The sequence below is a fragment of the Alkalihalophilus lindianensis genome, assembly GCF_032843265.1.
GTDB classification, from domain to species: domain Bacteria; phylum Bacillota; class Bacilli; order Bacillales; family Bacillaceae_D; genus Alkalihalophilus; species Alkalihalophilus lindianensis.
On the sequence record NZ_JAWJBA010000977.1, the window covers coordinates 1 to 239 of the forward strand.

General features: G+C 67.8%; 1 protein-coding gene. It reads right to left on the reverse strand.

Going from position 1 to position 239, the window contains the following annotated elements:
• Positions 1 to 239, reverse strand: a 239-nt coding sequence (locus RYX56_RS25040; RefSeq protein ID WP_317124475.1) for a helicase-related protein, incomplete at both ends; no start/stop codon positions are given.

Here is a 239-nt window from a genome sequence, read left to right on the forward strand (position 1 = left end):
TGCATCGAGCCGGTGACGCGGTCGGCGTACATCAGCACCTTGCTCTCAGCGTTGCGCGCGGCCCGGCCCGCCGTCTGGATCAGGCTGCGGTCGGAGCGCAGGAAGCCCTCCTTGTCGGCGTCGAGGATCGCCACGAGCGACACTTCCGGCAGGTCGAGGCCCTCGCGCAGCAGGTTCACCCCGATCAGCACGTCGAAGACGCCGAGGCGCAAATCACGCAGGATTTCGACCCGTTCGAG